This is a genomic window from Shimia sp. W99, assembly GCF_053851455.3.
Genome location: NZ_JBSQBU020000001.1, coordinates 2,954,306 through 2,978,968, shown reverse-complemented (window position 1 = coordinate 2,978,968; position 24,663 = coordinate 2,954,306). Strand labels below are relative to the sequence as shown.

The 24,663-nt window shown below is 60.1% G+C and carries 26 protein-coding genes; 6 read left to right on the top strand and 20 right to left on the bottom strand.

Going from position 1 to position 24,663, the window contains the following annotated elements; genetic code table 11:
* The first annotated feature begins 149 nt into the window (after nucleotides 1-149).
* From ahcY to ACS3QZ_RS14515, 3 genes are all read left to right on the top strand, one after another.
* The gene (gene ahcY / locus ACS3QZ_RS14525) at nucleotides 150-1,544 is read left to right on the top strand and encodes an adenosylhomocysteinase (RefSeq protein WP_456038488.1); all 1,395 of its coding nucleotides are present in this window, start codon (nucleotides 150-152) and stop codon (nucleotides 1,542-1,544) included.
* Nucleotides 1,545-1,678: 134 nt separating this feature from the next.
* A complete protein-coding gene (locus ACS3QZ_RS14520; RefSeq protein ID WP_456038487.1) occupies nucleotides 1,679-2,458 on the top strand; it encodes a transporter in 780 nt (259 codons plus the stop codon).
* Between the two features lie 124 nt (nucleotides 2,459-2,582).
* Nucleotides 2,583-2,924: a DUF2853 family protein gene (locus ACS3QZ_RS14515; protein WP_456038486.1), complete on the top strand. Its 342-nt coding sequence runs from the start codon at nucleotides 2,583-2,585 to the stop codon at nucleotides 2,922-2,924.
* Between the two features lie 231 nt (nucleotides 2,925-3,155).
* Here the strand turns inward: ACS3QZ_RS14515 and ACS3QZ_RS14510 are convergent, their stop codons facing one another.
* The 5 genes from ACS3QZ_RS14510 to tsaD are packed head-to-tail and all read right to left on the bottom strand — an operon-like array spanning nucleotide 3,156 to nucleotide 6,345.
* Nucleotides 3,156-3,551: a DUF1761 domain-containing protein gene (locus tag ACS3QZ_RS14510; RefSeq protein WP_456038485.1), complete on the bottom strand. Its 396-nt coding sequence runs from the start codon at nucleotides 3,549-3,551 to the stop codon at nucleotides 3,156-3,158.
* A 48-nt stretch (nucleotides 3,552-3,599) separates the two neighbouring features.
* Nucleotides 3,600-4,019, bottom strand: a complete 420-nt coding sequence (locus ACS3QZ_RS14505) for an EVE domain-containing protein (protein WP_456038484.1) — start codon at nucleotides 4,017-4,019, stop codon at nucleotides 3,600-3,602.
* A complete protein-coding gene (locus ACS3QZ_RS14500) occupies nucleotides 4,019-4,294 on the bottom strand; it encodes a YciI family protein (protein ID WP_456038483.1) in 276 nt (91 codons plus the stop codon). The genes ACS3QZ_RS14505 and ACS3QZ_RS14500 overlap by 1 nt, the downstream gene beginning before the upstream one ends.
* Nucleotides 4,295-4,297: 3 nt before the next feature.
* Entirely contained in the window at nucleotides 4,298-5,251 is a 954-nt protein-coding gene (locus ACS3QZ_RS14495; RefSeq protein WP_456038482.1) for an NAD(P)H-dependent glycerol-3-phosphate dehydrogenase, read from the bottom strand.
* Nucleotides 5,248-6,345, bottom strand: coding sequence for a tRNA (adenosine(37)-N6)-threonylcarbamoyltransferase complex transferase subunit TsaD (gene tsaD / locus ACS3QZ_RS14490; RefSeq protein WP_456038481.1), 1,098 nt, complete (start codon nucleotides 6,343-6,345; stop codon nucleotides 5,248-5,250). Before tsaD ends, ACS3QZ_RS14495 begins: the two co-directional genes overlap by 4 nt.
* Before the next feature lie 53 nt (nucleotides 6,346-6,398).
* Between tsaD and ACS3QZ_RS14485 the strand changes: the two genes are divergently transcribed.
* From ACS3QZ_RS14485 to ACS3QZ_RS14475, 3 genes are all read left to right on the top strand, one after another.
* Nucleotides 6,399-7,121 carry a uroporphyrinogen-III synthase gene (locus ACS3QZ_RS14485; RefSeq protein WP_456038480.1) on the top strand — a complete coding sequence of 241 codons (723 nt, stop codon included), beginning with the start codon at nucleotides 6,399-6,401 and terminating at the stop codon, nucleotides 7,119-7,121.
* A gap of 77 nt (nucleotides 7,122-7,198) precedes the next feature.
* Complete coding sequence (locus ACS3QZ_RS14480; RefSeq protein WP_456038479.1) at nucleotides 7,199-8,470, top strand: COG4223 family protein; 1,272 nt, start codon at nucleotides 7,199-7,201, stop codon at nucleotides 8,468-8,470.
* A 10-nt stretch (nucleotides 8,471-8,480) separates the two neighbouring features.
* Nucleotides 8,481-10,004, top strand: coding sequence for a heme biosynthesis protein HemY (locus tag ACS3QZ_RS14475; RefSeq protein WP_456038478.1), 1,524 nt, complete (start codon nucleotides 8,481-8,483; stop codon nucleotides 10,002-10,004).
* Nucleotides 10,005-10,070: 66 nt separating this feature from the next.
* Here the strand turns inward: ACS3QZ_RS14475 and ACS3QZ_RS14470 are convergent, their stop codons facing one another.
* From ACS3QZ_RS14470 to ACS3QZ_RS14400, 15 genes are all read right to left on the bottom strand, one after another.
* Nucleotides 10,071-10,721, bottom strand: a complete 651-nt coding sequence (locus ACS3QZ_RS14470; RefSeq protein WP_456038477.1) for a DUF3299 domain-containing protein — start codon at nucleotides 10,719-10,721, stop codon at nucleotides 10,071-10,073.
* A gap of 14 nt (nucleotides 10,722-10,735) precedes the next feature.
* Entirely contained in the window at nucleotides 10,736-12,187 is a 1,452-nt protein-coding gene (locus ACS3QZ_RS14465; protein ID WP_456038476.1) for an ABC transporter permease, read from the bottom strand.
* Nucleotides 12,184-12,873, bottom strand: coding sequence for an ATP-binding cassette domain-containing protein (locus ACS3QZ_RS14460; protein WP_456038475.1), 690 nt, complete (start codon nucleotides 12,871-12,873; stop codon nucleotides 12,184-12,186). Before ACS3QZ_RS14460 ends, ACS3QZ_RS14465 begins: the two co-directional genes overlap by 4 nt.
* Before the next feature lie 222 nt (nucleotides 12,874-13,095).
* On the bottom strand, nucleotides 13,096-14,229 hold the full coding sequence (locus tag ACS3QZ_RS14455; protein ID WP_456038474.1) for a BamA/TamA family outer membrane protein: 1,134 nt from the start codon (nucleotides 14,227-14,229) through the stop codon (nucleotides 13,096-13,098).
* Nucleotides 14,230-14,315: 86 nt separating this feature from the next.
* The gene (locus tag ACS3QZ_RS14450) at nucleotides 14,316-14,597 is read right to left on the bottom strand and encodes a hypothetical protein (RefSeq protein WP_456038473.1); all 282 of its coding nucleotides are present in this window, start codon (nucleotides 14,595-14,597) and stop codon (nucleotides 14,316-14,318) included.
* On the bottom strand, nucleotides 14,554-16,176 hold the full coding sequence (locus ACS3QZ_RS14445) for a cytochrome D1 domain-containing protein (protein WP_456038472.1): 1,623 nt from the start codon (nucleotides 16,174-16,176) through the stop codon (nucleotides 14,554-14,556). The genes ACS3QZ_RS14450 and ACS3QZ_RS14445 overlap by 44 nt, the downstream gene beginning before the upstream one ends.
* The gene (gene nirJ / locus ACS3QZ_RS14440; RefSeq protein ID WP_456038471.1) at nucleotides 16,151-17,365 is read right to left on the bottom strand and encodes a heme d1 biosynthesis radical SAM protein NirJ; all 1,215 of its coding nucleotides are present in this window, start codon (nucleotides 17,363-17,365) and stop codon (nucleotides 16,151-16,153) included. The genes ACS3QZ_RS14445 and nirJ overlap by 26 nt, the downstream gene beginning before the upstream one ends.
* Nucleotide 17,366: 1 nt before the next feature.
* Entirely contained in the window at nucleotides 17,367-17,855 is a 489-nt protein-coding gene (ahbB, locus tag ACS3QZ_RS14435; protein ID WP_456038469.1) for a siroheme decarboxylase subunit beta, read from the bottom strand.
* Complete coding sequence (locus ACS3QZ_RS14430) at nucleotides 17,852-18,304, bottom strand: Lrp/AsnC family transcriptional regulator (protein ID WP_456038468.1); 453 nt, start codon at nucleotides 18,302-18,304, stop codon at nucleotides 17,852-17,854. Before ACS3QZ_RS14430 ends, ahbB (ACS3QZ_RS14435) begins: the two co-directional genes overlap by 4 nt.
* Entirely contained in the window at nucleotides 18,301-19,302 is a 1,002-nt protein-coding gene (gene ahbB, locus ACS3QZ_RS14425) for a siroheme decarboxylase subunit beta (RefSeq protein WP_456038467.1), read from the bottom strand. The genes ACS3QZ_RS14430 and ahbB (ACS3QZ_RS14425) overlap by 4 nt, the downstream gene beginning before the upstream one ends.
* A gap of 3 nt (nucleotides 19,303-19,305) precedes the next feature.
* The gene (locus ACS3QZ_RS14420; protein WP_456038466.1) at nucleotides 19,306-20,451 is read right to left on the bottom strand and encodes a cytochrome D1 domain-containing protein; all 1,146 of its coding nucleotides are present in this window, start codon (nucleotides 20,449-20,451) and stop codon (nucleotides 19,306-19,308) included.
* Nucleotides 20,448-20,828, bottom strand: coding sequence for a c-type cytochrome (locus ACS3QZ_RS14415; RefSeq protein WP_093092175.1), 381 nt, complete (start codon nucleotides 20,826-20,828; stop codon nucleotides 20,448-20,450). Before ACS3QZ_RS14415 ends, ACS3QZ_RS14420 begins: the two co-directional genes overlap by 4 nt.
* The gene (cobA, locus tag ACS3QZ_RS14410) at nucleotides 20,821-21,588 is read right to left on the bottom strand and encodes a uroporphyrinogen-III C-methyltransferase (protein ID WP_456038465.1); all 768 of its coding nucleotides are present in this window, start codon (nucleotides 21,586-21,588) and stop codon (nucleotides 20,821-20,823) included. Before cobA ends, ACS3QZ_RS14415 begins: the two co-directional genes overlap by 8 nt.
* A gap of 768 nt (nucleotides 21,589-22,356) precedes the next feature.
* Entirely contained in the window at nucleotides 22,357-22,773 is a 417-nt protein-coding gene (locus ACS3QZ_RS14405; RefSeq protein ID WP_456038464.1) for a plastocyanin/azurin family copper-binding protein, read from the bottom strand.
* Between the two features lie 58 nt (nucleotides 22,774-22,831).
* Nucleotides 22,832-24,625: a NapC/NirT family cytochrome c gene (locus tag ACS3QZ_RS14400; RefSeq protein ID WP_456038463.1), complete on the bottom strand. Its 1,794-nt coding sequence runs from the start codon at nucleotides 24,623-24,625 to the stop codon at nucleotides 22,832-22,834.
* Nucleotides 24,626-24,663 lie beyond the last annotated feature (38 nt).

The following is a 24,663-nucleotide window of genomic DNA, read 5'->3' as shown; positions in this document are numbered from 1 at the left end:
CGGCAATAGACCATATGTAAGCGGGGCCGCCAACCCGATTTGGGCCGTATCCGGGGTGCTGCAACGCCGGTTGTACACACGCCATTGTCGAATGCGGTGGTCGATGTTATCTGTCCCCTCAAATCCACGGATCAAAGGAGCAGGGCGCAATGGCGACCGACTATATCGTGAAAGACATCAGCCTTGCAGAGTTTGGCCGCAAGGAACTGGATATTGCCGAAACCGAGATGCCGGGCCTGATGGCGCTGCGCGAGGAATACGGCGACAGCAAACCCTTGAAGGGTGCGCGGATTGCCGGGTCGCTGCATATGACGATCCAGACCGCCGTTCTGATCGAAACACTGGTGGCGCTGGGCGCGGATGTGCGCTGGGCTTCGTGCAACATCTTCTCGACGCAAGACCACGCCGCGGCGGCGATTGCGGCGTCGGGCGTGCCGGTGTTCGCGATCAAGGGCGAAACGCTGGAAGAATACTGGGATTATGCGGATCGCATCTTCATGTTCGAAGAGGGTGGCTGCAACATGATCCTCGATGATGGTGGGGACGCCACGCTCTATATCCTGCTGGGCGCGCGCGTCGAAGAGGGTGAGACGGATATCATCGAAAACCCGCAATCCGAGGAAGAGGTTGCGCTGTTTGCGCAGATCAAGAAGCGGCTCAAGGAAAGCCCCGGCTGGTTCGTGAAGCAGCGCCACATGATCCAGGGTGTGACCGAAGAAACCACTACGGGCGTGCATCGCCTCTATCAGATGATGGAAAAGGGGCATCTGCCCTTCCCGGCGATCAACGTGAATGACAGCGTGACCAAGTCGAAATTCGACAACAAGTATGGCTGCAAAGAGAGCCTCGTGGACGGTATTCGCCGCGCCACCGACACTATGATGGCGGGTAAGGTTGCCGTCGTCTGTGGCTATGGCGATGTGGGCAAGGGCTCTGCCGCGTCGCTGCGCGGTGCGGGTGCGCGCGTGAAGGTGACCGAGGTTGACCCGATCTGCGCACTTCAGGCGGCGATGGACGGGTTCGAAGTGACCACGCTGGAAGATGAAGTGTCGACAGCGGATATCTTCATCACCACCACCGGCAACAAGGACGTGATCCGCATCGAGCATATGCGCGAGATGAAGGACATGGCCATCGTCGGCAATATCGGCCACTTCGACAACGAAATTCAGGTCGCGAACCTCAAGAACCACAAGTGGACCAACATCAAGGAACAGGTGGACATGATCGAGATGCCCTCGGGCAACCGCATGATCCTCTTGTCCGAGGGCCGTCTCTTGAACCTTGGTAACGCCACTGGTCATCCTTCGTTCGTGATGTCAGCGTCTTTTACCAACCAGGTTCTGGCACAGATCGAGCTGTTCACCAAAGGCGACCAGTACGAGAACGAAGTGTATATTCTGCCCAAGCATCTGGATGAAAAGGTTGCGCGGCTGCACCTGGACAAGATCGGCGCCAAGCTGACCAAGCTGCAGCAGGGCCAGGCGGATTATATCGGTGTTTCAGTTGATGGGCCGTTCAAGCCTGAGCACTATCGTTACTGAACTCCACCTAAGAGCATGAAAAAGAGAACCCGGCCAGCATCTGGCCGGGTTCTCTATTTTAAGCAGAATTGTGGTCGCCGGGAATCGGCAACCGTATTAGGGTGGCGGAGATACAAGCCTTGGGTGGATTGGCCATGAAAAGAGTTTTGAGCATTGCGGCAGCTATTTGGGCGCTGGGTATCGCGGCGACGGCGGATGAGGGTGCAGATCTTGGACAGCAATTGTCCAACCCGGTGTCCGACCTGATCAGCCTGCCTTTCCAGCTGAACTATGACGAGGGTCAAGGGGCTGGCAATGGCAGCCGTTTTACGTTCAACATCCAGCCGGTCGTGCCAATCGCGCTTTCTCCAGACTGGAACTTGATCTCACGCACTATTTTACCGGTGATTTCTCAGGACAACGTCATTGGTGGGACAAGCCAGTCAGGGATTGGCGACGTTGTGCAAAGCTTCTTCTTTTCGCCATCGCGTCCCACAGCGAATGGGTTGATCTGGGGTGTCGGGCCGGTTTTCCTATTGCCGACGGCCACAGATAACGCGTTAGGCGCAGACACATTCGGGGCGGGCATCACCGGGGTTGCGCTCAAGCAGACTGGGCGTTGGACCTATGGCGCGCTTGCCAATCACATCTGGGATGTCAGCGGACCGGCAAGTATCAATGCGACCTTCTTCCAGCCATTCCTTGCCTATGCTGGCAACAATAACTGGACCTATACGATCAATTCCGAGTCGACCTATGACTGGAACACGGACCAGGCGTCGGTGCCGATCAACGTGATTGTGAGCAAGCTGGTCAAGTTTGGTAACCGCCCGGTCAGCCTTGGACTTGGGGTGCGCCGTTATGTCGACTCCGCTCCTGGCGGGCCATCTGGCTGGGGGGGGCGTCTGGTTATGACATTCCTGTTTCCCAAATAGACGGCCCGGGGGAAAACCTTGTTCGATTCCCCCTTTGTGTCGTTCAGCGAGATGCCTAACCTGATCGTGAACCACGGTCGCGACTGCGGCGGTGCAGTTTTGGCCGGTGAAAGGGAGAAAACACATGGGCAAACGTGACGATCTGATTGCAAAATATGCGGACGATCTCAGGAACAAGTGCGGGATGAACCCGGATATGGACCTGCTGACCAAGGTGACGATCGGATGTGGTCCGGCGATCTACAATGATGATGCCTCGACCGTTGCCGCGTCTCAGGACAGCGAGCTGGAAACGGTCAAGTCCAACTTTCTGATCAAGAAGCTGGGCCTGTCGGATGGGCCCGAGCTCATGGAAGGGATCAATGCCGTGATCGAGACCTATGGCCGGTCCGAGCGCAACAAGTATCGTGCGGTTGTCTATTACATGCTGACCAAGCATTTCGGCAAGGAAGCCATCTACGGCTGATCCTGCTTTAAATCACTTCATGCGCAGCGCCCGGTCCCCTCGGTCCGGGCGTTTTCATTTCGACATTGATTTTAGGTACTTGGCATTTGCCGCGACTCGGATCGAGCGGTAAATTAAATGTACCGGGCCAGGATGGCCGGAACCTTATTAGAATTCACGTGTGGTGGTTAGGGAACACGTGGGGTACGGGGGTTCCGGTTGTTTCGCCGGGCCCCCGTTTTTATTTTCGGCTCAAAGAAGGGTCAGCACGACACCCATGATGGTGCAGCCAATTGCGGCATATCCCCCGTCGATCAGCATCAGTGTCCGGTTTCGCCCGGCAAAGGCATAGTTGGTGACCAGCCACGGCGCGGCGAGGAAAAGGCCGATGCCCAGCCCGGCGGTAAAGCCCGCGCCAACGGTTTCTATCCCCGAGAGCGAAAACACATGCCGCATCATTCCTGCTACAAGCAGGGCGCAGATGAAGGCCGCGACATACGGCATGGCGCTACCTGTGTTGGCGGGGCGGCCGTCTTCGCCAACTTCGACGCCGGCAGCTTTCATCCAGGCTTGTGACAGCGCCATGTACCAGATCGCGCCAAAAATATATGAGGCCAACGCAGCGGCCAAGACAATCGCAATTTCCATGGGTTCGTTTCCCGATCAATTGGTCCTGGCGCAACTATGCCCGATTTGTCAGCCTTGCATACCGCCGATTTCGCAGATGATCGCCCATTCCTCTTCTGTCACGGGCTGCACCGACAGGCGCGAGTTTTTGACCAGAACCATCTCTGCCAGACGCGGATCGGCCTTGATCATGTCGAGCGATACGGGCTTGGGCATGGTCTTCAGTGCCTTGATATCGACGCATTCCCAGCGCTCATCGTCGGTGGTGCTGTCCGGGTGGGCCTCGGCGATGACCTCGACAACACCGACCACGGATTTCTCTTTCTGGCTGTGATAAAAGAAACCCTGGTCACCAACGGCCATCTCGCGCATGAAGTTGCGCGCCTGGTAGTTGCGCACGCCGTCCCACTCTTCGCCCGCGTCGCCCTTGTCGATCTGGTTTTGCCAGCTCCAGGTCGAAGGCTCGGATTTGAAAAGCCAATAGCGCATCAGCCCAGGACCTTGTTCCAGGCGATGAGCTCGACCGATGCAAAGAGGTCGGCTGCCTTGTATGGGTCGTTTGCCGCCCAGGTTTGGGCTTCGGCCATGTCTTCGACGTTCAGGATGATCAGTGAACCGCACATGTTGCCATCGTCATCAAGAAAGGGTCCGGCGGTTTCCACGGTGTCGCCGCTGGATTTGAGGTAGGCCACATGGGCGTCACGGTTGGCCTTGCGGATATCAAGCGCGCCGGGTTTGTCCTTGGCAATAAGAGCGATACGCATGGGTTATTCCTCCTTGAGGGGTCGGGACAGAAGTGTGCGGATGGCGTCGGTCACGCTGACCGTGCCGGTGGAAAGCTGGTGGACCATTTGGCAGATCGGCATATCAAGGCCGATCTGCTGGGCGAGCCGGGCCACGGCCTCGGCAGTTTTGGCGCCTTCGACAGTGATCGTGGGATCAAAGGGCTTCTCTTGGCCAAGAGCAAGGCCAAAGCGGTAGTTGCGCGACTGTTCGGACATGCAGGTCAGGGCGAGGTCGCCCATGCCGGACAGGCCCGAGAGGGTCTCAGGCCGCGCGCCGAGATGGATCGCCAGACGCGTCATCTCGGCAAAACCACGGGTCATCAGGGCGGCGCGGGCGCTGTCGCCCATGCCTTGGCCGATACAGGCACCACAGGCGATGGCGATGACGTTCTTGAGCGCGCCACCCAGTTCGGCTCCTATGACGTCAGTGCTGCGATAGAGCCGAAGGGTTGGGGTGGCGAGCTGATGTTGCAAAGATTGGCCGGTAGCCTCGTCTTCGCAGGCGAGCGTCAGTGCGGTGGGCAGGCCACGTGCAATATCGGCGGCAAAGCTGGGACCTGTCAGGATCGCGGGCGTGGCCTCGGGTTTGAGCCGTGAGAGCACTTCGGCTGGGCCGGTGAGCGTGTTCAGGTCAATGCCCTTGCAGCAGGCAACCAGCGCCTTGCCAGAGAGAGGGGTGTCAAATTGATCCAGTACCGTGGAAAGGCTCTGCATCGGAGTCGCCAGCAGGAGTGTATCTGCTAAGGCGGATTGTGCCAGATTCCCTGTAATAGAGACTGATTCCGGCAGCGTGACACCTGGAAGGCGGGGGCTTTGGCGAGTAGATTGCAACGCGCTGGTGTCTCGCGCCCAAAGACTCACGTCGGCGCCGCCGCGCGCGATGGAGATGGCAAGTGCAGTGCCAAATGCGCCCGCGCCAATGACAGCGATACTCATGCCTTGGCCCCCTTCTTGCCGCTGCCCAGAAGGGCGGGTGCTGTTTTGTCCAGTGGCCAGCGCGGGCGGGCAGACAGGGTCATGTCGTCATGATCGCCTGCGAGGAACCGTTCCAGCCCGGCATAGGCAATCATCGCCGCGTTGTCGGTACATAGCCGCAGGGGGGGGGCGGTGAAGGTGGTGCCGTTTTCGCCACAAACAGTCTCTAACCCTGCCCGAATGGCCGTATTTGCGGCCACGCCGCCTGCGACGGCAAGGACGGGTTCGCCGGGGTGTTCCGCAAGGTACAGGTCAAGCGCGCGACGGGTTTTTTCTGCCAGCACATCGACCACCGCGGCCTGAAACCCGGCGCAGAGATCCGCGCGGTCCTGTTTCGTCAGTCCACCCTTTTCGGCAATCACCGCGTCGCGGGCGCGCAACAGGGCGGTTTTCAGACCCGAGAAGGACATGTCGCATCCGGGCCGGTCGAGCAGCGGGCGGGGGAAACGAAAGCGTTTCGGATCACCCTTTTCCGCTTCGGCCTGTACCGAAGGGCCGCCGGGCTGGGGCAGCCCCAGAAGGCGCGCGGTCTTGTCAAAGGCTTCGCCGGGGGCGTCGTCGATCGTGCCGCCAAGACGGGAAAAGCGTTCGGGTCCATGGACGATCAGGAACTGGCAATGCCCGCCCGAGACCAGAAGCATCAGGTAGGGAAAAGCCACCTGATCCGTCAGGCGCGGGGTGAGGGCGTGACCGGCAAGATGGTTGACCCCGATCAGTGGGATACCCAACCCGGTCGCCAGCCCCTTGGCGCACATCACGCCCGAAAGTACGCCGCCGATCAACCCCGGTCCGGCGGTCACGGCGATGGAGTCGATTTCGGACAGGGACAGGCCGGAGGCCAAGAGCGCCTCTTCGATACAGATGTCGAGCTTTTCGGCGTGGGCGCGGGCGGCAATTTCCGGGACAACGCCGCCGAACGGGGCGTGCAGGTCCGTTTGTCCATGCACGACCGAGGCCAGAATTTCGGGCGCTTGGGTGCCGGACTGGCGGATGATGGCGGCGGCGGTATCATCACAGCTGCTTTCAAGCCCGAGAATGGTCAGGGTGCCTGTCATGGGCTGTCTTGATCCTTGTCGTTGCGCCAATGTCTTATGGCAGGTAACACCGGATGGCGGCTCAAACAATCCCGGCGCTTCTCATGAACGGCACTTGTCCCACGATCCTGTTGACCCGGCCCGCCCCCGCGTCGCGCAAATTCGCGCAGCGATTGAGGGATGCGGGTGTCACGGCGCCGATCGTGACGTCTCCGCTGATGCGGATCAACCCTGTGGCGGTATCGCTGCCGGAGGGTCTGCGCGGGGTGCTGTTTACGTCGATGAATGGAGTGGCCGCTGTTGAGGGGCGGAGTTTGCCGGCCTGGTGCGTCGGCGATGCGACAGCGGCGGCTGCGGCCCGCGCCGGATGGCAGGCTATATCTGCGGGGGGCGATGCCGAGGCGCTTTACAAGCGGGTTTTGGCCGATGCGCCCCACGGCCGCCTGCTACATCTACGCGGGGAGCACGCGCGCGGCGATCTGGCCCAACGGTTGAGCACGGCGGGGATCGAAACATCAGAGACGGTCGTCTATCGACAGACAACCGAACCTCTCGGACCGGAGGCGCGGCGGCTTCTGTCGGGAAACTCCCCTGTATTGGTGCCGCTTTTTTCGCCAAGAAGTGCCGAGACATTTCTTGCAGAGGGGTCATTTCGCGCCCCGTTGGTCGGAATCGCGATCAGCACCGCAGTTGCCGATATTCTGGCCAAAGCAGGTGTTGCGCGTATTGACGTTGCGGCGGAACCGACGGCGGACGCCATGATAGGTGCCATTTTGGCGCGGTTGGGTGCAGACTGACGCATTGAGGACGCGGGTGTCCTCGCCTAAGTTGTTGGGTGAAAGTTATATTCAGACCGGATTCGAAAGGGTGACTGGTGGGCAACTCCGACAAGACCGACAAACCGGCAGAAGACAAGATTGAGGCGGAGGCGCCGAAAATTGATGAGATTCACGACGCCGTAATCATCGAAGATATTCCGCCAGAAGACGTGGATCTGCCGGACGAGGAAACAGACGCAGGCGTCGAGGATGACGCGCCGGTCGAAATGGATGAGCCTTCTGACGACTCCGGGGACAACGTGGCCGATCCCGACACGGAAATTGAAGAAGAGTTTGTCGAGGAACCCGCCGAAGACGTCTCGGTGCCCGTGTCGAACACACCCACGACCCCGGTCGATGAGCCGCGCAAGGGGGGTGTTGTCCCGCTTGTGATCGGCGGTGTGATTGCCGGGGCGATCGGGTTTGGCGTTGCGGTCTATTTCGGGGATCAGCTGGGGCTTGGCGCGAACTATGACGAAGACCTGGCCTCGCTGCGTCAGCAGATCGGAGATCAGGACGACCTGATCGCCAAATTGCAAAGCAACCAGGCCAAGATTGGCGAGACCGCCAACGCCGCGCACGAAGCCACATTGGGTGTTGCGGGGCTCAACGAAACCGCCAATGCGCTGGGCGCGCGGGTCGAAAAGGTGGCCGGACAGGTCGCCACGCTGAACCAGCGCCTCACCGATATCGAGAAGCGCCCGCTGAATGAAGGGCTGTCGGCGGCAGCCATTGCGGCCTACGAGCGCGAGGTCGAAGAGCTCAAAGAGTTGGTCGCGGCGCAAAAGGCGGAAGCGGCCGAGTTGAAAGATAACGCCGCCCTGTCGGCGCAAGCGGCCCTTGCGCGCTCTGCCGTGACACGGATCGTGGCGGCGCTTGATTCCGGCGCGTCATATCGCGCGGCAATCGTGGATTATGGGTCGGCCACAGGAAAAACCGTGCCGGACGTCCTTGAAGCCCATGCGGATGACGGCGTGATCACCATGGCAGCGTTGTTGGATGCCTATCCCGATCATGCGCGGGCCGCCCTTGCGCAGGCGCGGGCCGAGAAGGTGGATGAAGGCAAGGGCAACAAGCTGGGCGAATTCCTGAAATCGCATCTGGGCGCGCGGTCGGTCGAACCCAAGGAAGGCACGGACACAGACGCCATACTGAGTCGGGTCGAGGCGGCCATGCGTGAAGGGCGGCTGGCGGATGGGCTGGCGGAGTTGGATACACTGGCAGAAGGCCCGAAATCGGTCATGGCAGAGTGGCGCGCCTCTGCAGAAATCCGTTTGGCAGCCACCACGGCCGCCGAAGAACTGGCGCAAAGCCTGAACAGCAACTGAAGGTCATTCCATGCTCTGGTCATTGATTAAAATTCTTGTCTTTGTCGCCGTCATTGCCGGTCTGACCTATGGTTCCGTCTATCTGCTGGAAAGCGAAGGCGGGGTCATGATCACGGTTGCCGGGGTCGAATACTCGCTGGGTCCGTTCCAGGCGGTGCTGGCGCTTGTTGCGCTCGTTGCGATTGTCTGGCTGGCGATCAAGCTGGCCGCGCTTCTGGTGGCGGTGCTCAAGTTCCTGAACGGGGACGAAACCGCGATCAGCCGCTATTTCGACCGCAACCGTGAGCGCAAAGGCTATCAGGCTCTGGCAGACGGGTTGATGGCGCTGGCCTCGGGCGAAGGGCGCATTGCCATGGACAAAGCGCGCAAGGCCGAGAAATACCTCAAGCAGCCGGAGCTGACCAATCTGATCACCGCGCAGGCCGCAGAGATGAGCGGCGACAAGCGCAAGGCGGAAGAGGTCTACAAGACACTTCTCAAGGACGAAAGCACGCGGTTTGTCGGGGTGCGCGGCCTGATGAAACAGAAGCTCGACGAGGGCAAGACGGATGTTGCGCTCAAGCTGGCAGAGACCGCATTCGCGCTTAAACCACGCCACGAGGAAGTGCAGGATATGCTGCTGCGGCTTCAGACCGAGACCAAGGACTGGAGCGGGGCGCGTGGGACGCTGAATGCCAAGTTGAAGCATGGCACCCTGCCGCGTGACGTGCATCGCCGCCGCGACGCGGTGCTGGCGCTGGGCGAGGCCAAGGACGTCGTGAACGAAGAAAACTCGATCGAGGCGCGCGAGCGCGCGATCGAGGCAAATCGTCTGTCGCCCGACCTGATTCCGGCGGCTGTCATGGCGGCGCGGGGCTATATAGCGCAGGGCAAGCCGCGCAATGCGACCAGGTTGCTGAAAAAGACATGGGATGCTCAGCCGCATCCCGATCTGGCCGCAGCATTTGCCGCGATCGAGCCGGACGAGACGCCCCATGCGCGGATCAAGCGGTTCAAGGGGCTGATCAAGGGCAACCCGGATCACGCTGAGGCCAAAATGCTCATGGCAGAGCTGCATATCGCGGCCGAGGATTTCCCAGGCGCACGCCGTGCGCTGGGCGATCTGTACGAAACCGACCCAACCCAGCGGTCGTTGACCATCATGGCGGCGGTCGAACGGGGAGAAGGTGCGTCGGACGCGGTTGTGAAAGGCTTCCTTGCCAAGGCGCTCACTGCGCCGCGCGGGCCGCAATGGGTTTGTGACAAGTGCCACAACATCCATTCGGAATGGGTGCCGACCTGTGAAAACTGCCACAGCTTTGACACGCTGAGTTGGGTTGCTCCGCCGCAGACCGAAGCTGGTGCTGGCACAGGTGTCGAGATGCTGCCGCTGATCGTTGGCGCGCTTGAGGATCACTCGGAAGAAGAGGCCGAAACTGTTGCTGAAGAAGACGAGTTGGACGTCGTCGAAGCCAGCGTGGCCGAACAGGAGACATCTGCTGAGCAGGATACCGAAGAGTCCGACTCAATGGCAAAGGAAGCGGCCAAGACCTGAGCCGTTTCGAAGCAGCCTAATGCAAAAAACCCCGCGCGGCGCTGCCTAGCGGGGTTTTTTCATGAGTCACCTGTAAGGTTCAACGAGATCCGCTGACATCTGGTAGGTGATCTCCACTTCCGTGGTGCCATCCACCATGTAGAGGTTTTCAGTTGCAAACTCTGACTGCATCTGGCCCGCGATCCAGACCGGTTCGAACATGCCGTCGACCTTGATTCCCTTGGGGTAAGTGACGTGTACGATCTGGTTGGCATCTGGCGGCGGGGTGTGGATACAGGCACCGACTGTCGGGACGAGAAGAAATTCGACCGCTTCTTCGCCCTTGAATTCAAGAGGCAGGATGTAGCCAGGCAGGCGTACAGATTGCCCCAGAATCTCGGGATTGGGTGAGCGGGCTGCGTTGATCCGCTTTTCCATGATCACGAGGCGCTGTGCGAACAGTGCGTCCACGTCGAGCCCCCGTTCGATCAGGCCCGCACGCAATTCGGTCGCTTCGGCGCGAATCTGGGGGTCTTCCTTGTCTTCCAGCAGGGCTTCGAGGCGCAGAAGCTTGGCCAGGGACCGAATGTCGGCTTGGTCCAGATCTGCAAAAGGGTTGTCATAAGGCTCAGCTGCCGGGATCAGCGTGTTCCACTGAATCTCTGTGGGTTCGGCGGCAAAGGCTATCGTTGTGGAACCCAGTGCAAGAACACAGGCCGTCGCGGTGGCAAAGCGCATTGTCGTTCCAACTCCTATAGGCGCATGGTCAAGCCGTCCGCCAGCGTCATGCGATAGACACGCAGTGCAGGCAGTAGGCTGGCCAGGAAACCAAAGCAGAAAACCGCGAGGATCAAAAGCCCCTCGCGTGGAAGTGACAGGGCCGCGCCCATGCGAAAGCCGAAGTTCGCCGAAAGCACGGGGTCGGCCAACAATGCGCCGATTGTCAGGAGCGCGAGGCCAATCGCAAGGCCGCCAAGGGTGACTAGCACCGCTTCTAGAACGATCAGGCCAAAGATCGTGCCCGGCGTGGCGCCCACAGAACGTAGGATGGCGAATTCGCGGCGGCGGGATTCAAGCGCTGCGGACAGCATCACCACCATACCCACCATGCCCGCCACGGCCACGGCCGCTGCCATGATGCGCAGGGCTCCTTCGGCGGTGCCGGTGATCGACCAGAGTTGCAACAGGGCGACGTTGGGCATGACAGCCGACAAAGGTTCGGGTGCGGTTTCGTTCAGGGCGCGTTGTACGCCAAGAATGCCCGAGGCTGATTTGAGACCCACATAGATCGCGTTGATCTGCTCGGGTTCATGGCCGTGCTCTTCATGCGCATGGCCCGCGTGTTCGTCATGGTCGGCTTCGGTGTGGCGCTCGTGCGCATCCTTTTCATGCTTGCTATGATCCGCGTCGGAGTGTTCTTCATGCGTGTCGTGCGCGTGTTCGTCAGGATCAGCTTCGACACGGACTTCATGCGCGTCGTGCGCATGGTCGTCGTGATCGTGATCCGATGTCGGTTCAGTAGGCGCGGAGTCAGTGCCCAGGGTTTCGAACGGATCGCTTTCACCGGGGGCTTCGTCCTGATGCAGCGCGTCAAATCCGTCGAGCGAGATAAGAACCATGCGGTCCACCGCCGTTCCGGTTTTGGCAAGAACACCGGATACGGTAAACGGGGCTTCATCATGCTTGTGAAAGGCCACCGATCCGCTGCCATGGGCGTTGATGATCTCGGTGCCCGGTGCATAGCCGAACTCGGCAGCGATTTCGGCCCCGATCACAGCGTCATGTGCATCCTCAAAAGCATGACCGGAGGCAAAACGAAGCTCCTGCCCGTTGGAATGTCGGAAATGTTCGAAATAGGCCGGGCTGGTGCCGATCACCGGGTAGCCGCGATGGTTGTCGCCCATCATGACAGGTACGGCCCAAGCGGTTTGCGGCAGGTCAGAGACATATTCGAACGTGTCCCAGTCCAGCCCAGACCCGGTCGAGCCGACACCAAAGACCGTGGCCATCAGGATTTGTACGTCATTTCCGCGCGGCGCGACGATCAGGTCGATCCCCGAGGCGGAATTTGCAAAAGCCAGCCTTGCCTGGCTGCGCAGACGCTCGACGCCAAGGATCAGGGCAACGCTGAGCGCGATGGAGAACACGGTAAGCAGGACGACAAAACGCCGGTTCCAGAGACTTTGGATACCCAGAGAGATCATGCCGATGCCCCCCTGTTCAGATCACGAAAGTCGACAACCCGGTCGAAATGTTGCTCAAGCCCGGTGTCATGACTGACGAACAAAAGCGCGGCGTTGGCTTGGGCACATTCCCGCATCAGCAGTTCAACGAACTGGTGCTTGGTGGCCTCATCAAGCGCCGAGGTGGGTTCATCAGCAAGGATCAGTTCCGGTGCGCCGATCAGGGCGCGGGCGGCCGCGACGCGTTGCTGCTGACCAACGCTGAGCGTGCTGGCTGGGGCGGACATCAGCGCAGGCTCTCCCAGCCCGAGATCCGTGAGAAGTGCGCGGGCCGTCTCTTGCGGGTCGTGTCCGGCGCGATCGCGGCGGCGGTTGGAAAATCGGCAGGGCAACAGCACGTTGTCCAGCGTGTTGAGCCAAGGCAGCAGGTTGAAAACCTGAAAGATAAGGCCAAGGTGATCGACCCGGAACCTGTCGCGCGCAGAGCCGGACAGCGCGCCCACGTCGGCGCCTGCGACCGAGATGGCATCGGCTGGAATGTCGACGACACCGGCAATTGCCGACAAAAGGGTGGATTTGCCAATACCGCTGGGACCTTTGAGAAGAACGCTCTCGCCAGGGGCGAGCGCAAACGAAGCCAGATCAAGCACGGGTGTCGTGCTGTTAGGCCAGCGGAAGACAAGGGAGTTAATGGTCAGGGTGTTCATGATATGTGATACTATTACAAAGTTTGCCTATGGATATCCAATGCCAGGCGAATTTACCAGTTCATAAATGACAGTCGTGCAGGTTTCCGCTTTTTGGGCAGCGTTCCGGTCAAGTCAAAGGGCCAAGTACAGCGTAAGAACGGGATTCTGGCGCAGCGGGCATAGACCCGAATCCTTCCATTCCATGTCGGACGGCGTTTTGAAATGTCCTATCAATCAGTGCTAGAATCTTTCGCCGACGGAAATGTACAACAAGGAGTCACCTTCGTCGTTGTAGGACATGTCGATTGCGAAATTGACGGGCATCGTCTTGGAAACACGATAGCGGATTCCCACCCCTCCGGCATAGCCGCTGCGGTCCAGTGAATTGAAAGACGATCCAACGCTTCCCGCCCCCACGAACGCCACAAAGCCGAATCGATCCGACAGGCGGTGCCGATATTCCGCTTGGGCCGATAGGAGCCGTGGACCCAAATACTGGGTGGGGTTGAACCCACGCATCGCATCCGTCCCGCCAATCGAGCACAGATCAAAAAACGGAACGCTGCCATTCGTGCCGCATCCCGCCACGCGCAGGGCGAGCACGTTTTCCGCGCCAATGGGCGTGTAGTGGGAAAACAGGGCGGTTGTCTTGGAATAATCCGTCACGCTGGAAGATTGCACTTCGTTGGCTAATGCGGTCGCCACAAGATGCGTGCCGTCTTTCGGATAGAGGTCGCTGTCCCGCGTGTCATATTCCGCGACCAGACCAAGGCTATAGGTCGTCAGGCCGCCGAGAAGACGATAGTTGCCGGGCAGACCGGAGAAGTTGGGGTTTCCCGAGGAAATGTCAGTGTCGAGATACTTGCCCAGGATCCCGACCTTGAAATTCGACGCAACCTTGCGATCGAGCTGGACCTTGGCGAACCTGCCGGTCTGCAGAAGCGGAATCGCAACTGGACCCGCCAAAAGGTCGTAGTTCAAATTCGCTTCTGCCAAGGTCGAGGAGAATGTCCAACGATCCTCGTCCAGAGCAAGCTTGAACGAAAGACCATGGGCCTCGCTCCCATTTTCCGATTTCATGGCACCAATCCCGAGCATGGATGTTCGCGAGGCCGGATCTGCCTGAAACAGGTATCCCGCTCCAAGCGCCAGACCGGCCCCGATCAGGGGATTGGAAAAAGGAATCGGTGCAACGATGAATGACCCGTGACGGAATCCGACAGTTGCTTCGGTCTCTGTGACCTTGGCGATCTGGTTGCCGGCCAAGTGCCGATCTTCGGCTTGCGCAGTTGCAGCTGCAAAGGTGATTGCAAGTGTCGCGAGCGTGACCGGAGTGGTGAATGGCCTAAGGAAATCACACAAAAACGAAAACATCGGATCCCCGCGCAGGCGTTAAGAACCCTCGAATTCTAACATGGCAACCAATGAAATCCCATGCGGTACACCGCCCATCCGTAAGTTTAGCTTTCGGCCTCGTCCATCAGCCCGCGAATCCATTTGGCGCAGAGCCAGGTCGCCGGAAAGGCCAGCGGGAATGCCAGAAGGATTGTGATCACGGGCTCCAGCGCGGTCCAGCCCAGCGCCTGCCACATCAACCCGATAAAATACAGGTTGATTGCGACCGCGCCCCACGCAAAGACAAAGAACCAGAGCGACAGGCGCCGAACCGTCCAATAGACGGGTTCGGCATTGTCGGCCTCAGTGGCTGGTGCCTTCGGAGAAGGTGATTTTGTTCCAGACATTGTATTTTCCCGAGGGTTTGCGCATCGGCAGGCGGCGCACTTCTTCCAGAGTTTCGGCATCATAAACGATCACCGCGCCATCGTCTTCCCAGATCGAAACCAGCGCATAACGCCCATCCTTGGTGAATTCGACATGCGCAACGGTCTTGCCGACGGCGGGTTGCAACGTTTTCACGATCTCAAGGCTTTGCTTGTCGATGACGTGCATAAGATCCCGGTTGGGGCCAAAAAAGACATCGGCCCAGACATAGCGCGAGTTCTCGTGGCTGCGCACAAAGAACCCCGGCCCTTTGGCTTCGATCTTCTTGATGGTTTCCCATGTCGACATGTCGATCACCGACACCACGCCACCGCGCATGTGCGGGGTTGCCATCACGGTAGTGCCATTACGTTCCCAGGTGGTGCCCGAACTCAGATGCGGCATGCCCGGCAGGTCGAGATCGGCGATCTTGTGACCGATGACAAGGTCGATGACCTGCCCGCCGGTGCCTTCGGCCCCATCACGGGACGCGCCCATGATGTATTCATAGGTCTGGTCAAAGAAGAAATCGTCGAGATAATCGGGCAATGTGATCTTGCGAAGGGGGAAGGGAATATCCTTGTGTGCCAGACCCTCGGTGCGCCAGTCATGGGCAAAGCCGAATTGTGGGGGATTTTTGCCGTAAAAGATCTCCCAGATCTCCGGCACATCCTTGAGCGCCAGCACAAAGCTTTCGCGCGGCGGCACCTGATAGACGGCCGACACGCGGCTTGGTGTGCCATCCTTGCCCACTACGGGCTGCACCTTGGCGACGGTCAAATCTTCGGTATTTAGGATGGTCAGCAGATTGGGCAGATAGCTGGCCACGGCCAGCCATTTGCCGTCACTCGACATCGCGATATTGCGGCTGTTTAGCCCTGCGCGCACCTGACCGACGGTCTGCAGCGCGTAGATGTCATATTTCTGCACCCAGCCATCGCGCGACATGATGAACAGATACCGCCCAGTCGGATCGTATTTCGGCCCGCCATGCACGGCAAAAGGCGTCGGAAACCGGTCAAGTACCTCGAACGTGTCGCCATCCAGAACACTGACGTGATGGTCCCCCGTTTCCACGACAACGGTGATGTTCATCGGGTCTGCATCCCAAACGGGTCCATCCACCGGCGTATAGTCCGGGTTCATCTCGCGGCTGGCGTTGATCTCGGCTTCACCCCACGGAGGGAGCGCCTCAAGCGGGGTTCTGAGCAGTTCGACAATGGCATCTGCCCGCGCCTGATCCAGCTCTTCATTGAAGGCCGGCATCTGCGTCGCTACGCGCCCGTTCAGGATGACTTCGGCCAGGTTCGGCCCTCGGATCTTGCGCAAGGTTTCGGGGATCAGCGCCGGTCCCGAACCGCCCAGCCGATCTTCTCCATGGCACGAGGCACAATGCTCGGCGTAATCCTCCTTGGCTCCGGCAAACGCCATGCCCGACAGGAACACGGCCGCCAGCGTGGTCAGCATTCGTCCTATCTTCATTTTGCCGAAAATACTCATGCGGTAGGCGTCCGAACGCGCGCCGACGAAGGGGTCAGAAGAACTGGTGTTGCGGGTCATGTTTCTTGCCTCGAAACGGGGTGACGCTCAGCCGTTCGGCCTCATCGACACCGATCTCGGAATTTGTCAGGTAGCAGGCCGGATCTTCGGCCCACGGATCGCCCGTAACCTGCAATGCGCGGATGCGGGTGTTGCCGCCACAGACATCCTTGATCGCGCAGGCGCCGCAACGGCCCTTCAGGGGGCGCGGCCGGGTGCGCAGGGTGGCCAGCATCGGATCGTCACCAGTCCAAAGCTCGGAAAACGGCGTCGTCTTAACGTTGCCGACGGTATAATCCGACCAGTAGGTGTCAGGATGCACCTTGCCTAGGAAATCGATATTGGCCACGCCAAGGCCAGAGCTGTTGCCGCCCCAGGCCACGAGGTGGTCGCGCAGATGGGCGACCTTGTCGGCGTCGAACCGCTCAGCTGCCCATTGCAGGAAATAGCCCGCGTCGGCGTCGTTGTTGCCGGTCACGATATCCAATTCGCGCCCGCCATTGGCAGATTCCCAAGCGCGTTCCAGCAACAGGTCCATGCCCTTGCGGGTCATCAGGTGATGCGCATCCTCGCCCCGGTTCTTGTCGCCGCGCCCGGCATAGACAAGGTGGCTGAGGTAGAACTTGTCCACGCCCTCGTCGTCGCAAAGCTTGAGAAGATCGGGCAGGTGGTGCTGTGTGCCTTCGGTCAGGCAAAAGCGCAGACCCACGCGCACATCGCGTTTCTTGAGCTCGCGCACGCCGCGCACGGCATCGTCAAATGCGCCATCGACACCGCGGAACCAGTCATTGGTCGCGCCGATCCCGTCGATGGAAATACCAACATAGTTGAAGCCGATCTCGGTCACGCGGTCGGCGGTTTCGCCGTGGATCTTGGTGCCATTGGTCGACAATGCCAGAACGCGGGTCAGCTTGCGCGCCCGTTCCGCCAGCGGGAAAAGATAGGGGCTGTCCAGCGGCTCGCCACCCGACAGGATGATCGCCGGGACCTTGAACTGACCCAGATCCTCAAGCGTGTCGAACGCCTGTTGCTCGGACAGTTCGCCGGGGAAGTTCACATCCGCCGAAACGGTATAGCAATGGCGGCATTTGAGATTGCAGCGCCGGGTCAGGTTCCAGATCACCACCGGCTTCACGGCGCGATCGGGGTTGCGGTGCCGCGCGGGTGTCGGCTTGACCAGCTGGTGCATGTATTCGGTGAGGCGGAACATATCAGTCCCCTTTCTTACGAAGCCGAAGCCCCGTCTTTTTCAGAATCCGGGTGGAATAGAGCGTGTCACAGCCCCGCAGCGCATCGCCCAGAAGGGCCACGATCTGCTGGCGTTTTTCCTCGACCTCGTCCTTGGAAGACCCGTGCACCATGGCAAACAGGTTGTAAGGCCAGTCAGGAAGCGCGCGCGGACGCTCGTAGCAATGGGTGACAAAAGGCAGGGCACCGATCTGTGCGCCAAGCTCGGCCAGGCGATCATCCTGAACGTCCCAGACGGTCATGCCATTGGCGGTCATGCCAAGCTTGTAGTGGTTCGGTGCGGCGGCGATCCGGCGGATCACGCCGCTGTCTTTCATCGCCTGCAAACGTTTGGTGAGTTCGCCTTCTGGAATGGCGAGCTCCGAGGCCACCTTGGCATAAGGCGCCGGGACAAGCGGCAGCCCCCCTTGAAGGGCTTCAACGATGCGGCGGTCTGTAGCGTCAAGTGTCATGCGGCAACCCGAAACCCGATGTAGAATTCCTGAAGCTTGGGAAACTGGAGTACCCTGTACCCGGTGTCCTGTTCGATCTCTTCGGCCACCTGTCCGATCGCTTCTGGCGTTTCACAGGCCAGCACGAACCACATGTTCAACCGATGCGTACGTTCATAATTATGCGCAACCTCGGGGCGCGCATTGACTTTGGTTAGCACGGTTTCAAAGTCGTCTTCCGGGATCGCCATGGCGCACAGGCAAAAGTCACCCCCCATCGCATGGGCATCAAAGAACGGGCCAAACCGGGTCAGAACACCATCGGCGCGCAGTTGACGGATCCGGGTGAGCACCTCGTCTTCGGTGATCCCGAACTCCTTGGCCAAAACCTTGAAGGGGTGATGGTCCAAGGACAGATCATCCTGCAACCGGTTGATCAGGTCGCGGTCCAGTTGGTCAAGCTCGCTCATGCTGCGCTCTCCTTGGGGGCGGTGATCATTGCGCCGGTCTGTTTGAAGCAGCGGGTGGAAAACAGCGCCTGATGCCGTACCCCTTGCAGTTCGGGCAGTTTGGCCGCGTTTTCCAGCGCTTCCAGCGCCTCGCCACGGCTGCGGGCATGAATCATGGAGTATAGGCGGTAGGGCCAGACGCCCTCGACGGGCGTGCGTTCGTAGCACAGGGTCACGCCTGGCTGAGCGGCCAGTTTCGGGCCCGCCACCGTAATTTGGTCGGGCGACAGATCCCAGACCACCATGGCATTGCTGCGCCATCCCAGCGCGCGGTGCCGCACGATCACGCCAAGTCGGGCAATGATGCCAGAGTCTACCAGTCGATCAACGCGTTCAAGCACGCTGGCCTCGCTGCGGTTCAGCGTTTCGGCAAGGGCGGCATAGGGTTGAGCCACGATCGGCATGCCTTTGGTCAGAAGTTGCAGGATGTCCTGATCACCCGGGCGCAGCGCGGAACAATCGGCCTGTTTTGCCGCGGGAGGTGCACCGCGTGTCCCCTCGCCACCATTGAGGCGGAAGCCGAGATCGACATTGAAGGGCCGCACGAGGCGCAGAGCCAGAACACGCAGGCCCGTACGTTCCTCGATCCGCGCCAGCGATGCATCCACATGGGCGCGGTCAGGCCCGGTGGCAACGAACCACAGGTTCCATTCATCTTCACGCTCGTAGGAGTGGTTCACACCCGGTTCCTGTCCGATGATCGCAGCAACCTCTTCGATCCGCTCATCTGGTGCCGCCACGGCGGCCAGCGTGCTGGCCGACACGGTGTTGGGCGCGCAGGTCGCGCCGACCCGCGTGATCCGTCCGCTATTCTGCATCTTGGACAGGCGGTCGAGCACGTCGTCCTCGGTAATCTCCAGCGCCTTGGCCAGCTCGGCAAAGGGGCGCGCGGTGATCGGGAAATCACGCTGGAAATCATCCAGCAAAAGGCGGTCAATCGGGTCGGCAACGATCTTCATGGCTTACAGTCCCGTCCTGTGCGCACGCGCTGTGAAAAAGATGCCCGAGGGGCTGTCGGCGTCAATCTCGCGCAGCTTTTCAAAGCTGTGCGTGTCGTAGATCATGACCTTTCCGGCATCGCGCACGCTGATCCAGACCTCGTTGCCACGCGGCGTGAACTCCATGTGCAGCACGGCGGGGCCGGGTTTGAACTCGTGGATGATTTCCTTGCTCACCGTGTCGATCACCTGGATCGTGTCGTTGAGCGGATGGGCAAAGTTCACCCAGACATGCCGCCCGTCGGGGCGCGCCATGGCAAAGACCGGCTGGCCATAGGTCTGGGTGCGTCCGCTTTCCTCCAGTGTTTCGGAATTGATCCATAGAACCTCGTGATGGCCCACGGCGGGCAGGACAAATTCGTTGCCAGTATGCGCCCAGCCTTCGAGGTGGGGCATCTTGTAGACCGGCATTTCCTTTTGGCCGCGCCCATAATTGGGCAGCACGCGGATCGGTTGGGGATTCTCGTCCCAGAGATCAAGCGCGGTCAGCCCGTCTTCGCCAAAAAGTCCGGTGATATAGGTGCGGCCATTGGCGGTGATCAGCGCGTCATAGGGACGGTCGCCCATGTCCGGGATCTTGGTGATGTCGAGATCACCGGACGACAGGTCGGCAATCCATGTCTCGCCGGTGTCCCACATGGTGAACACGAAACGGCGCCCCGGCGCATCGACAAGGCCGATGGTCTTGCTGTCGGTCGGGATGTCGGCAACCATTTCCAGCGTGTCAGCATCAAAGATGCGCACACCACCGGGCTCATAGTTGGACACGGCTACGAGGGTTCCGTCATCCGAGATTGCACCGCCGATGGCGTTTCCGGCCTGTACCACGCGGTTGGCAATCTCGCGGGTGACGATGTCGACCTTGGTGAGGCCACCGTCACGGCCAAACACATAGGCAAAGCGTTCGTCCGGTGAATAGACCAGCGACGCGTGGCTGAGATCGCCCAATCCTTCGATCCGCGCCAGCGCGGCGCGTTCGGACTGGTCCACCAGAAGCACAGAACCCTGCGCGCGCTCGATCACCAGACCGAGATCCCCCGTCGCGGTGGGTTCACCAAACGCAGTCGTCGCCAAAAGCGCCGCTGCCAGCGTCAGGCCGAGCGATTTCATTGCATGTCCTCCGGGGAAAGCAGGTAACGGGCCACCCATTCGGCTTCTGCCTCGCTCATCAGCGGGCGCCAGGGCGGCATGGGGGTGTCGGGGATGCCGTCAAGGATCACGTCCCTGAGCACCTCGACGTCGTAATGTTCGATGGTTTCGGGGCGCAGGTCGGGACCCAAGCCGCCTTTGAGCGTCAGCCCATGGCAGGAGCCGCAATCCTGAACCACCAGCCGCTTGAGAGCGTCCGGGTCAATCGCGTCCGTGGCCAGCGCCATGGTTGCCAGAAAGAGCGCCCCAGTGAAGACTGCATTGCCGGTCAGGGCGTTGCGCCGCCGCCGGGGTGGGCGCGGGATCGGGTCGCGATATGCTTTTTCAAACCTATCCATTTGCGCTCACCGCTTCGACGGGCAGGTCTTGCGGTTTATGGGCATAAAGCGAGACGACCTTGCCGATGATAAAGAGGGTGGGAGGTTTCAGACCGGCATCGCGGCAATCCTGCGCGATGGTGCCAAGGGTCGAAACCATGCGTTCTTCGTTTGCCGCCGTGGCACGAGAAATCGCCATGACCGGAGTCGAGGGTTTGAGACCCTCGGTCATCAGGCCCACGGCGATCTGACCGATGTTGGCCACTCCCATGTAGACGACCAGCGTCGTGTCCGGGTCCGCGAGACGTTTCCAGTCAAGATCAAGCACCTTGTCCGCCTGACGGTGCCCGGTGACATACTGAACGCCCGTGGCCAGCCCGCGATGGGTCAGCGGCACGCCGGTCGAACAGCTTGCGCCCTGAGCAGCAGTGATGCCGGGGGCGTATTCGATCTCGATATTGCGATCCAAGAGATAGGCGGCCTCTTCCGAGCCGCGGCCAAAGATCATCGGATCACCGCCTTTGAGTCGCGCCACCTTGCGCCCCATCGTGGCCTGCTCCCACAGGATTTCATTGATCCGGTCCTGCGGGACGAGATGATTCTTGGGGCATTTGCCAACCGCGATCAGCTCTGCGCCCTCGGGGCAAAGCTCCATGATCTCGTCCGAGACAAGCCGGTCATAGACCACAACGTCGGCCTCTTTCAGCATACGCAGGGCGCGCAGGGTCATCAGCTCGGGGTCGCCTGGGCCGGCTCCAATCAGGAACACTTTACCGGTCATGGGAAATCTCGCTTGTTGGTGTGGATGCGGACAGGCCCGGACTCCGCGCCGTAAACGGCACCGGAAGAGAAAATTCTGGCTTGGGAATCCTGGCGTTTCATGGGCCCGAGATTGGCCCCTGGGCGCCCGCGCTTCCTTGACAAAAGTTAAGGCAGGGCGAAATAGATGCGGCAGATAAATATCTATTAGAGATAGAGGTTTTTGGGGTCAGAGCCTGGGCGAAATAGGATTGCGATCAGAGTCATTTGGTGATTGCTTCGAGCCTTCTTGACCGATGTTGCGTGTTGAATAAGTGCTGGCTGTTCGTGTTGGTGGCAAAACCGTGTCAAAATCTACAAGGGTTTGTGGCACAAGTATTTGCAGTGGTTTCAGCCCTCGAGCGACAAGTGGCAAAAATGACCGTTTTTGGCACACAGGTTCTCTCAGGGGCTTTACGTCCGCTCGCCGGACAGAACGACTGTTCGCCCCACGTGGAATCAAGCCGAAGGCGCAGCGCATCGCTGGGCCGTCCCCCGGCACAGCGATTTGGCCGAGTTTGACGCACGACTGTGAGGGTATTCGGGTTTTGCGGGCATAAAGTGCTGTCCTTCAAATGTTGGGTCGCTGCGCCACGGCCCAGTGATGCGCTATTGCAAGCGAGGCACTTTCGGTTCACTGCGGTCCTTCTCGGCTCCGCTGAATGTGCCAAAAGCAGCGTCGGACCTTGCAGCGCTTCCGGCTAGAGCCTCGCGAAAGTCGACCTTCCTGATTTTCGGGGCAACGGCGGGTTCAGTCCTGAACCTTGACCATTCCGATCATGTTCTGGGTTTCCCAATGCGGGCCACAGAGTGTCTGGGCGTCGACCGGTTCAAGGAAGGTGAATTCGACATGCTCTTCGGGGAAGGCGCGGTCGGATTCCGGCATGCTGGCATCGGGCGAAAGAACGCTGTGGCTTGTGCGTTTGTCCACGTTCACCCAGCGCACGGTTGTGCCAACGGGCACGGTGATTTCAGCAGGGCAGAAGTTGTACTTGTACATGGTCACGACCGTCACGCCCTCGGCTTCGGAAGACGGTGCGCCGAACATCTCGACATAGCGTTCCTCGGCTTCGGCGCAGATTGCGGCCTTGTCGTCGTCACCCGCCAAAACGGGAAAAGCTGCCGCGAGCGACAGCAGGGCAGGTGAGAGAAGTTTAAGGATACGCATGGGTTCACTCCTGACCAAAAAGCGGTGGCCGGGAAATCGCCGGCCACCGTCTGATTGTTTACTGACCAACCACGTTGATCTGTGCTTCGCCGTTGTCCAGCGCCATCGTCGTGTTCAGCGTGACGTGGTGGAAACGTGCGGCGGCAAAGTCGTCGTGGATGGCAAAGCCCACAGTGTAGGTCTTGCCCGCCTCGAGCGGCACGTCGCCCACACCCCCGGCCAGAGGCCGCGAGAAGACAACAGTCCACATACCGGCCGACAGATTGGCAGAGGCGGCAATCTCGCCTTCGTTCTGCACCCGGCGCTCAAGCAGGTAGCCGTTGGTGGCGCTGCCGTCGGCGTAGACGCGCATCAGGTCCATGAAGGTGCCATCGTTGAGATAGGCGTCAAGTTCTTCCGCAGACTTCAGCTTGTCCCAGCCACCCTGCGGCGCACGACGTCCCTTGATCTCGATGTCGGTACGGGACTCTGCGAGGTACTTGGTGATGGTGTCGGTTGCCTGAAGCTGAGCGGCGATCTCGGCAGCTGAAGCGATGGCATCCGCACCCGGATCTGCGGGCATGTAGGTGTTGTCTGCGTGGCATGTTGCCCAGCAGCCAACTTGCTCGCCCATCTCGATACCGGTGCCGGTGATCATCATGGCCACCTTCACCTGGTTGTCCGGGTCCATCTTGCCGCCGTCCACAAACGGTGCCGGGGCGTGCGGATTGTCGGCCCATTGCAGGCGGAAATAGACATTCTCGCCGTCATGTGCCGCCTGAACCGTGGCATTGATGATGCCAGGCTTGCCCGGAATCGGGGTCGGCTCAAGCTCGCCGTCCTTGCCTCCGGCGCCGCCGACGATCTTGTTGCCGATGGTTTCAAGCTCTGCCGCGTGGCAGGTGGTGCACTGATCGCCACCCTTGGTCAGCGGACGCGCGCCGCCGTGGGTTTTGCCGTTCTGCACCCATTCGAACGAGGCCTGACCGGGGTAGAACAACGTCAGATCGGCGCCACTGACAGAGGCCCAGTCGACGTTTGCGCCAACTGCGTCACCGGCATCAGCTTCGGTTGCCTGACCAGCAGCCTTGGCCTGTTCCTCGGCACGGGCCGCGTCGACCGCGCTGGCGATCTGGGCCTGAACCGCGTCACGAGCAGCTTTTTCCGCAGTTTTCTTGGCTTCGGCTTCCTCTGCCTCGATGGCTTCGATCTTGGCAAGGCTGTCGAGGTATTTCTGCGGCACTTCGCGCACGAATTTCGGGTTCGGCGCTTCGAGGGCTTCAAGATACTCCTCGTCCGCACGGCCCCTCAGGTCGCTGTGTGCAATGCCCTTGTGACAGTCGATACAGGTCTGACCGGCGGTCATGGCGTTCAGGTGTTGTTGACGGGCACGCGGTTTCTGGAACTCGGGCAGCATCGAGTCGAAGTGGTGACAGTTGCGGCATTCAACCGAGTCGGTCTTCTTCATCCGCTCCCATTCGTTCATCGCGAGTTGCAGGCGGTGCTTGTCGAATTTCTCGGGTGTGTTGATCTTGCCGGTGATCTTGCCCCAGACTTCCTTGGAGGCCTTGATCTTGCGGATGATCTTGTGTGTCCAGTCTTTCGGCACGTGGCAATCCGAGCAAACGGCGCCCACACCCGAGCGGTTCACATCGTGAATCGTGCCCTTGTATTCCTGGTATACGAAGTTCTCCATCTCGTGGCACGAGATGCAGAAATCCTTGGTGTTGGTAGCTTCCATGGCGGTGTTGAAACCACCCCAGAAGACGATCCCGGCGATAAAGGCCACGAGGACCCCACCGATGGGCATACCCCAGAGCACATAGCGCTTCCACAGGGGCTTTTTGGTTTCTGGTTCGTTGGTCTGGGTCATCTCCAGGCTCCGTCTGTCACTCTTCTAAGAGGGCCCCG